The following is a 2,190-nucleotide window of genomic DNA, read 5'->3' on the forward strand; positions in this document are numbered from 1 at the left end:
CGACAAGTTTTCTATTTTCATCTGACCCCCAATTTCACAATTTCAATCTGACCCCAATTTCACAATGATGTACCGCTAGTGAGGGCTTAGTTCATCGCGGTAACAACGTTCTAGTTCGCTTAAACTGTAGAAATACTGGGTGCCTGGGAAGACTTCACAATCATCTTTAAAACCGATTTCTTTTTCGTTGTAGAGCATCTTCACCAACGTCACACTATTCGGTTTGTTGCTTTTAAACAGATCCCATTAGATGTTCGCAGAGTAAGGCGTTACCCAACCGCCACGCCATACGTTATTTTGTTGGCTATAAAGCTCATCGGGGGCCGCGGATTTCTGGCTGCCTTCGACATGCAGAAGCGCCGCCAATGGCATAATTTGTTCGGCGTGGGCAAAACGAAGTTTGGCGACATGCTTAACCGCTTGACGGTCGTCCGCAACGGCGTCCATTTCATTGAACATGTCTTTTAGCAAAGGTTTCGCAATGTTGTAAGTCACACCATGACCATCCGCAAAGCTTGGCCCTTTTTCATAGAAGTCTTCCGCATCAGACTGATAAGCAAACCAAGCGGACTCCTCTGGCGTAATAAATTGTTTCAGATCCCATTCGCCACCTTGTGCTTGGGCCTCACGCAACATCCCAGGCGCGATAATAAACATATTGTAAAGTTTGGATGCCGCATCGACTTCGTTTTGCACGTACTTCCAATCATCTTCTGTTTCATCTGGTGTACGAGTATTGGTTTTAAAACAATTTCCTGCCGACACATCGCAGCTTTTGTCGTCGGAAATTTGGTGCTCAAGGAAGTCGACAAACTCTTTTGTATAAATGCGTTCTAGCATTTCACGCGCCAATAATTTGGTTTGCGACAGTCTTGCGAGCTCATCCAAGGCTGCGTCTAGCTTGTCTGATTTTTTAAATGTCTTATAGGCTTTGTAATTGTCCTTGTACTCTTGATAGTTGGCGTTTTTCGCTGGATTGGTTTTGTGGAAGTAGAGCTCGTATTTATTGACCATCTTCTTATCAATTTTATTGGCTTGTGTTTGGACTTGATAACACTGCACCGCATCATCGCTTACATAGTTAACGTCTTTTGCAAGCGACTGCATGAAGAAATGGGCCGTTTGGTTGGCTCGCGCTTTACCCGAAGTTTGCACTTGGATACAGACGGGCTGTTGGGATGCATTCCGCATGAGCGGTGACAAACGTTCAGCCATGCGTGTGGCAATACCCGAAGGCTCTTCTTCACCAATTTTTGTGAGTAAGCCGTAGCCTAGGGTTTTGTTAGCTGCGGTCACTTGATCGGTGATCGGCCCAAGCTTTTCACCTAGCTCCGTTAATTGGCCGCGTTGTTTCGCCAGCGTCCATACTTGTTTAGTCAGTATGTCGTATTTAGGGCTTGATAATGCACGCGCGCCGTGACGTTCAACCAGTTGCGTATAAGCAATATCATAGCCATCCGGTGCGGCTTCGTAGCTGTTTAAATCTTGTTTAGGGACGTAAATTGCCTTGCTGCTGTATTGATATTCAACAAACTGAGCAAAGCTACTAGACGCACTCAACAAGGCGATCGTTGCTGAAGTGATGAGAGAATAACGATTCATGAATCTTCCTAAAAATGAAAGTGAAACAGGTATGGTGCGATTCCCAAAAACAAACGGAACAGTAGCCACTAAATGTGACAACCTGATTGCATAAAAATGAATTTTGCACATAGGTGCAGAATTAACCTAACGACCATTTATTGCATTTGAGGAGGAGATCCGGCTTGATAACAGATTAGCCGTTGGTGGACGGCAGATGACAAACGTCGATGAACAGAATTAAAGTTAGCTGACGCTTTTGTCTCCTCTTTTACCAAGGTTTGGTTTTACAGCTTTATACCCTACACTCTGCTTTAATTTGAGCTAGAAAGCCTCATTCAACTTAATTAAGAGACAGTGAATGGCAAAGCGTAAACTCGATATTTTTAGTAAAGCATGGAAGATTCTTTGGCGCGCTTCACTATTACTGATTCTCATTTTATTTGTGTTTCGTTTTGTCCCACCGCCGACAACGGCGTTTATACTGCAAAGCCCTTATCCGGTGACTCAGGATTGGATAAGCATTGATGAACTCCCTTCTCATGTTCCGTTGGCGTTTGTATCTTCCGAGGATCAACGCTTTCCCAATCACTACGGTGTTGATTTTGC

General features: G+C 44.3%; 2 protein-coding genes. One reads left to right on the plus strand and one right to left on the minus strand.

Going from position 1 to position 2,190, the window contains the following annotated elements; translation table 11 throughout:
* Positions 1–246: 246 nt before the first annotated feature.
* Complete coding sequence (locus D104_RS32195; RefSeq protein ID WP_160168779.1) at positions 247–1,602, minus strand: histidine-type phosphatase; 1,356 nt, start codon at positions 1,600–1,602, stop codon at positions 247–249.
* Positions 1,603–1,942: 340 nt separating this feature from the next.
* On the opposite strand from D104_RS32195, the gene D104_RS32200 reads away from it, so the two are divergent.
* Positions 1,943–2,190: transglycosylase domain-containing protein (locus D104_RS32200; protein WP_024024782.1), on the plus strand; the 248-nt coding region annotated here is incomplete at its 3' end.

Origin of the sequence: Marinomonas profundimaris, assembly GCF_000508165.1 — a bacterium.
Classification (GTDB): Bacteria; Pseudomonadota; Gammaproteobacteria; order Pseudomonadales; family Marinomonadaceae; genus Marinomonas; species Marinomonas profundimaris.

Bases quoted from the DNA above. Each gene is read 5' to 3' on its own strand.
- D104_RS32195 (WP_160168779.1), bottom strand. From the start codon at position 1,602: ATGAATCGTTATTCTCTCATCACTTCAGCAACGATCGCCTTGTTGAGT.